The 6,482-nt window shown below is 45.5% G+C and carries 5 protein-coding genes; all 5 read left to right on the plus strand.

Annotated elements, in window-relative coordinates:
• Positions 1 to 1,215: an S-methyl-5-thioribose kinase gene (gene mtnK, locus E2626_RS09385; protein WP_134381483.1), complete on the plus strand. Its 1,215-nt coding sequence runs from the start codon at positions 1 to 3 to the stop codon at positions 1,213 to 1,215.
• On the plus strand, positions 1,212 to 2,261 hold the full coding sequence (gene mtnA, locus E2626_RS09390) for an S-methyl-5-thioribose-1-phosphate isomerase (protein ID WP_134381484.1): 1,050 nt from the start codon (positions 1,212 to 1,214) through the stop codon (positions 2,259 to 2,261). The genes mtnK and mtnA overlap by 4 nt, the downstream gene beginning before the upstream one ends.
• A 232-nt stretch (positions 2,262 to 2,493) precedes the next feature.
• A complete protein-coding gene (locus tag E2626_RS09395) occupies positions 2,494 to 3,648 on the plus strand; it encodes a sugar ABC transporter substrate-binding protein (protein WP_134381485.1) in 1,155 nt (384 codons plus the stop codon).
• Positions 3,645 to 5,183 (plus strand): sugar ABC transporter ATP-binding protein, encoded by a 1,539-nt coding sequence (locus tag E2626_RS09400; RefSeq protein ID WP_134381486.1) that lies wholly within the window; start codon positions 3,645 to 3,647, stop codon positions 5,181 to 5,183. Before E2626_RS09395 ends, E2626_RS09400 begins: the two co-directional genes overlap by 4 nt.
• Before the next feature lie 22 nt (positions 5,184 to 5,205).
• Positions 5,206 to 6,159, plus strand: coding sequence for an ABC transporter permease (locus E2626_RS09405; RefSeq protein ID WP_244094288.1), 954 nt, complete (start codon positions 5,206 to 5,208; stop codon positions 6,157 to 6,159).
• Positions 6,160 to 6,482: the final 323 nt, after the last annotated feature.

The following is a 6,482-nucleotide window of genomic DNA, read 5'->3' on the forward strand; positions in this document are numbered from 1 at the left end:
ATGACAAATGTACGTGAGCATGTGTATGAACAATTTACTGAGCAGAGTGTCCTCGTGTATTTAGAGAGAAAAGGATTGATTTCTGATAGAGAGCAGGTGACATGCAGGGAAGTTGGAGATGGAAATCTTAACTATGTGTTTATCGTAAAAGATCTCCAAACGGGTAAATCACTTGTCGTTAAGCAGGCGCTTCCATATGCAAAGGTTGTTGGTGAAAGCTGGCCGCTGTCACTGGACCGTGCGCGCATTGAACGCCAGGCATTGCAGGAGGCTGCGAAATATGTGCCAGCGCTTGTGCCGGAAGTATTCGACTTTGATGATGATTATGCAGTGACGGTGATGGAGGACCTTTCAGACCATGTGATTTTGCGTAAAGGACTGCTTGAAGGAAACCAGTATCCTCACATTGCAAATGATATCGGGACTTATCTTGCGGAGAACTTATTCAACAGTTCTGATGAAGCGCTTGGACCGGTGGAGAAGAAAAAGCTTGCCCGGCAGTTTGTGAATCCTGACTTATGCGATATTACTGAAAAACTGGTTTTCACAGATCCATATAAAAAGTCTGATTCCAACTCATACTCGGAAAACCTTCAGGAAACAGTGGAGTCACTGTGGCATGACGAACGTTTAGTCTTTGAAGTCACAAAATTGAAAAAACAATTCCTGACTGAAGGTGAGGCGCTGCTGCATGGTGATCTTCATACAGGAAGTGTGTTTGTGACAGCAGAATCAACAAAAGTGATTGATCCGGAATTTGCATTTTATGGCCCATCCGGTTTTGATATTGGTGCATTCATTGCGAACTTAACGCTTAATTATATTGCGCAGCAGGAAAGAGCAGATGAAGCAAACCGCAGTGAGATCAGTGAATATCTGCTTGAGGCAATTGAACAGACGTGGGCAGTGTTCGAAAAGCGCTACCGTGAGCTTCTTTTAGAAAAAGGCTTTGAAGAAAGACAGCAGACAGCGCAGTACGCAGATTTTGTGCTGGAAAAGATATGGCAGGATACGCTCGGCTTTGCAGGATGTAAAACAATCCGCCGTATTATCGGGCTTGCGCATGTGGAGGATATTGATGGAATTGAAGATGCAGCTGGCAGATTGCAGGCACAGCAACGTGCGATTGAAACAGGCAGATCACTGATTTTCAATCGGACAGTATGGCGCTCACCAAAGAGTCTGACTGCTTACCTGAAGGGGCTGGCGAAATGACGAACTTTATTAAACCGGTTATCTGGGAAAGCGATGCGATCCGGCTGTTAAATCAGCAGAAGCTTCCCGGTGAAGTTGAATATATTTTTCTGAAGACGATTGAAGATGTGTGGGACAGTATCTCGGAGTTGAAGGTAAGAGGAGCGCCTGCAATCGGTATTACAGCAGCTTTCGGTCTTGCTTTATGGGCGAAAAAAAGTGGATTGAATAACCTGGAGATCCTGAAGTCAGAACTGGGTGTAAAGGCAGAATATCTGAATTCATCACGCCCGACTGCAGTCAACCTTTCGTGGGCACTGCAAAGATTATTGAAGGCAGCTGAAGAGGAAGCATCTGCTGAAAAAGTGATTGAACGGCTTGAAACAGAAGCAATTCTGATTCAGCAGCAGGATGAAGAAACGTGTAAGCGGATTGGGGAGTATGGTTTTTCTCTGCTGCCGGATAATGCGAACGTTCTAACACACTGCAACACTGGAGCAATTGCCACGTCAAAGTACGGAACTGCACTAGGCGCATTTTATATCGCAAAAGAACGCGGAGCCGATCTACACGTTTATGCAACTGAAACCAGACCTGTTCTGCAAGGCGCAAGACTCACTGCCTGGGAACTCCAGCAGGCAGAGATTGATGTCACGTTAATTACTGATAATATGGCTGCCCATGTGCTTAAAACCAAGAAAATCGATGCGGTTTTAGTAGGTGCAGACCGCATTACTGCGAACGGAGATACAGCAAATAAAATCGGTACATACGGCATTGCGATTTTGGCAAAAGCACACGGCATTCCGTTTTATGTAGCTGCACCGCTATCAACGATTGACCTTCATACAGCGACTGGTGATGACATCGTGATAGAAGAAAGACATGCAGAAGAGGTCACTCATATTGGCGGCAAACGGATCGCACCGGAAGACATCAACGTATTCAACCCGGCATTTGACGTAACGCCAAGTGGTTTAATCTCAGGAATCGTGACTGAAAAAGGAATAGTCACTGGAGACTATCACACAAAACTCAAGGAATTATTTGAAGGTTTAACGGTTTAAAGATATGACCTTATTAAAGTTGATCAAAATTCCTGCACAGCAGATGGTTGGAGCGTAAGGCGGCGACTCCGGGACGATTAGTTGGAAGCTGAGACCCCACAGGCGAAGCCGAGGAGACTCAGCAACAACCGTTCGGAAAGCGTCCGCCTGAAGCTCCAATCATCTGCCACTGTATAGAACACCAATATACATTAAAACTTTACCAAATTAACTTTTTAAAGGAGTGCAGAAAATGAAAAAAGGACTTACTTTACTTTTACTCGTACTAACATTAATCCTTGCAGCATGTACAGACCAGCAGCCATCTTCACAGTCTGAAGAAGAAGCGTCAGAGGAAACTGCAACAGAGGAAGCAACTGAAGAAGCCACAGAAGAGACATCGGCGGAACAGACGTCACAGGCAAGTGATGCAGATATTCCGGCAGCAGTTGATAAACCTTTGAAAATCGCTGCAATTATGGAATTCTCAACAGGAACATTTGCATCTCAGTATGTAAGCGGACTTGAAGCACAGGTTGCAAAGTTCGGAGGAGAAGTACAAATTTACAATGCCAACAACGATTTATCACAGATGGCGAATCACCTTCAAACGGCTATCAATCAGGACGTGGATGGTATTCTGATTGACCATGGCCGCGCGGAGGCATTGAATCAGGGTGTTGAGGAAGCACTTGAAAAAGGCATCCCTGTAGTCACATTTGATAACGATATTACAGTCGACGGCGTGACAGCGATCAGTCAGGATGATTACAGTCTTGCATGGGGCACGCTGAAACAGCTTGCACAGGACATCGATGGAGAAGGAAACATTGTGTATGTATGGGCTGGCGGCTTCACACCGCTTGAAAGACGTAACGTCATTTATGAAGCATTTTTAGAGCACTATCCGAACGTTGAAGAAATTGCGCGCTTTGGAAGTGTGAGTAATAACACAGCGCTTGATTCACAAAATCAGATGGAAGCTGTGCTGAAGAAATATCCTGAAGAAGGATCAATTGATGCGGTATTCGCACCTTACGACGAATTTGCAAAAGGTGTGACGCGTGCGATTCAGCAGGCAGGACGCGATGAAATTAAAGTATACGGAATTGATTTAAGTGATGAGGATCTTCAGATTATGCAGGCAGAAAACAGTCCATGGGTGACAACTGCTGCAACAGATCCTGCTGAAGTAGCTGGTGTACAGGTACGCTTCCTGTATCAGAAGATCGCTGGTGAAGAAACACCGTCTATTTATGCACTTGATCCATCAGTTGTGAATGTAAGTGATCTTCCGGATGAGTCGGTTACAATGGCTGATGTTGGTCAGCACATTGAAGGCTGGGGCTCTCCAAATGCTGCGCGTTCACCTTGGATGGATGCATTGGAGGCGAAAAACGGACAATGAGTTTACTTCAGGTTCAACAACTCACTAAGTCATTTGGTCCAGTCAATGTGCTAAAACAAGTGGACTTCTCAGTTGAGCCTGGTGAAGTCCACGCGCTGCTCGGCGTAAATGGGGCCGGTAAAAGTACACTCGTCAAAATTCTTTCCGGGGATTATGAAAAAGATGGCGGCAATATTGAAGTGGATGGGGAAGAAGTTCATTTTTCTTCTCCGTCTGAAGCACAGGAAAAGGGGATCGCGATCGTCGTACAGGAAGTTGATACGGGTTTGATTCCTAATTTATCAGTTGCTGAAAATGTCACATTGGACTTAACAGTGAGCGGGAAAAACAGCCGTCCAATCAGCTGGAAAAAGCGAAAGCAGATCGCGGCTGATCGTCTGGAAAAGGTTCAGACACCGATCCCGTTAAATTCTCTTGTTGAAGACTGTACACTGTCTCAAAAACAGATGATTCTTCTTGCCCGGGCAGTTGCATCAGATGCAAAGATCATTATTTTCGATGAACCGACTGCTCCTTTAAGTGATCATGAAACGAAACAGCTGTTTCACGTCATTGAAGAATTGAAAGCCCAGGGAATCGGAATTATCTATATTTCCCATCGCATGCAGGAAATCAACCGGATCGCTGACCGCATGACGATTATGAGAGATGGCAAAGCAGTGGCCGTCTATGAAACGGGCAGTGTGTCCACAGAAGAAGTCATTAAAACAATGCTCGGGAAACAGCTTCATAAAGCAGATTATCAACATAGGGGCTTTAGTGAAGAAACCATTTTGAAGATAGAAGATTTACAGGTGCCAGATACAGGGAAACAAATAAATCTGTCAGTGAGAGCAGGTGAAATTGTTGGTGTGGCAGGCCTCGTTGGTGCAGGGAAATCCGAAACTGCAAATGCCATTTTTGGTGTGACGAACGCAAAAGGAAAGTGGTCTGTAAGCGACCGTAATGTGAAGATTAAGAGCCCGCGTCATGCTGTGAACGCAGGGCTGTCATTTATTCCTGAAGAGCGCCGCAAAAGCGGTGTGCTGATCGACTCAAGCGTACAGGAAAACCTGTCACTGCCGGCGCTGCAAAACTTTTCAACAGCTGGGTGGATTAATCGCAAAAAGGAACATCAGTCAGCTCTTCAGCAAATCCAGGAGCTTGGCATTATTACTTCATCACCAAAAGCGCTACTGAAGCACCTCAGCGGGGGTAATCAGCAGAAAGTCTCGATTGGCAAATGGCTGAATCATGACAGCAGTGTTTTCATTTTTGATGAGCCGACAAAAGGAATTGATGTAGGTGCGAAAAATGATGTTTTCCGCCTGATCACTCATTTAGCGGATCAGGGAAAAGGAATTTTATATTTTTCGAGTGAATTTGATGAACTGCTCCAGATCGCCGACCGCATTCTGGTGATGGCAGATGGGGAAATTACGGATGAAATGCAGAACCAGGAAGCAACAGAAGCGCGTCTGATGACAGCAGCTACAGGAGGGAATGCAGTTGAAACAGCTAAATATCAGCGATTATCCGCAGCAGGCAGATCGTAAGGAGCGGATCGTCAATTTTTTCATGAAATTTGGCACACTCCTGGCTCTGGGATTGATCATCGTCATTTTCAGTCTGACGAATGAACAGTTTTTAACATACGGCAATATTACGGATATTTTGCGGTCCATCTCGATTGTGACACTTGTGGCGATCGGTGTGACATTTTCTATGATCGTTGGAGGATTCGACTTGTCGGTTGGTTCCACCGTCAGCCTTGCTACAGTAGCGAGCGGGGCACTTTTAGTCTGGTACAGCCAGGAGCTTTTAGTCGTCCTGCTTGTGCCGCTCGTGCTTGGTGCTTTAATTGGTCTGATCAACGCGTTTATCGTGGTGAAAATCAGAATTCCTGATTTGATCGGAACGCTGGCAGTCATGTATATCATTAATGGCGTCCATCTGACTTATACAAAAGGGTATTCCATTTACGGCAACATGCCAATGCCTGATGGAAGCGGCACGGCACCTGGAATCTTTATCCCTGCCTTTCAATTTATCGGTCAGGGAAGGCTGTTTAATATTCCGTTTCCGGTCATTTTGATGGTTGTAATCGTTGCACTTGTACATTTATTTTTAAATTACACGCGTGCCGGCAGACTGTTCTACATGACCGGCGGGAATAAAGAAGCGGCCCGTCTTTCCGGGGTGCCAGTTAACAGATACCGTACTTATGCATATGTCCTCAGTGGCGTATTCGCAGCATTGGCAGGGATTGTACTCGCTGCCCGCATTGGAACGGGTCAGGTGTCAGCTGGTGATCCGTTATTAATGGACGGAGTCGCAGCGGCGCTGATCGGTTATTCAGTTTTTGGTGCAGGAAAGCCGAATGTGATCGGAACATTTATCGGTGCTATCATTATCGGCATTCTGCTCAACGGTCTGACAATGATGAACGTGCCTTATTATGCACAGGATATTATTAAAGGCGGGATTCTAGTTGGAGCGCTGGCGCTGACATACTTCAGAAAGAAAGAATAGAGTAGACAGCTGCCGCGAGATCTGATGTCGTGAGGCGGGTTAGGCGTTCAATTACAGTTAGCGGTGATTTAATTAATTGGACGGATGATTCAATTGTGTTCGCCTATGAATCAAATCCAGTTATAAAAAGCGGTGATGATTCAATTATCACTAGAGGTGAACCGATTATCTACGGGGCTGAACCATATATCTTCAACGCTGCACCAATTATTGAATCCGCCTTACATTCACCCTAAACAAAAGAACGCTCATGCTACGGCATGAGCGTTCTTTTCAGGTTGTTGAATTTCATAAGCCGTGCCGGATCATTCCTTCGCTTTCCG

Origin of the sequence: Jeotgalibacillus salarius, assembly GCF_004405125.1 — a bacterium.
Classification (GTDB): Bacteria; Bacillota; Bacilli; order Bacillales; family Jeotgalibacillaceae; genus Jeotgalibacillus; species Jeotgalibacillus salarius.

Coding starts and splice junctions, on each gene's coding strand:
- mtnA (WP_134381484.1), top strand. CDS start 1,212: ATGACGAACTTTATTAAACCGGTTATCTGGGAAAGCGATGCGATCCGG.
- mtnK (WP_134381483.1), top strand. CDS start 1: ATGACAAATGTACGTGAGCATGTGTATGAACAATTTACTGAGCAGAGT.
- E2626_RS09395 (WP_134381485.1), top strand. CDS start 2,494: ATGAAAAAAGGACTTACTTTACTTTTACTCGTACTAACATTAATCCTT.
- E2626_RS09400 (WP_134381486.1), top strand. CDS start 3,645: ATGAGTTTACTTCAGGTTCAACAACTCACTAAGTCATTTGGTCCAGTC.
- E2626_RS09405 (WP_244094288.1), top strand. CDS start 5,206: ATGAAATTTGGCACACTCCTGGCTCTGGGATTGATCATCGTCATTTTC.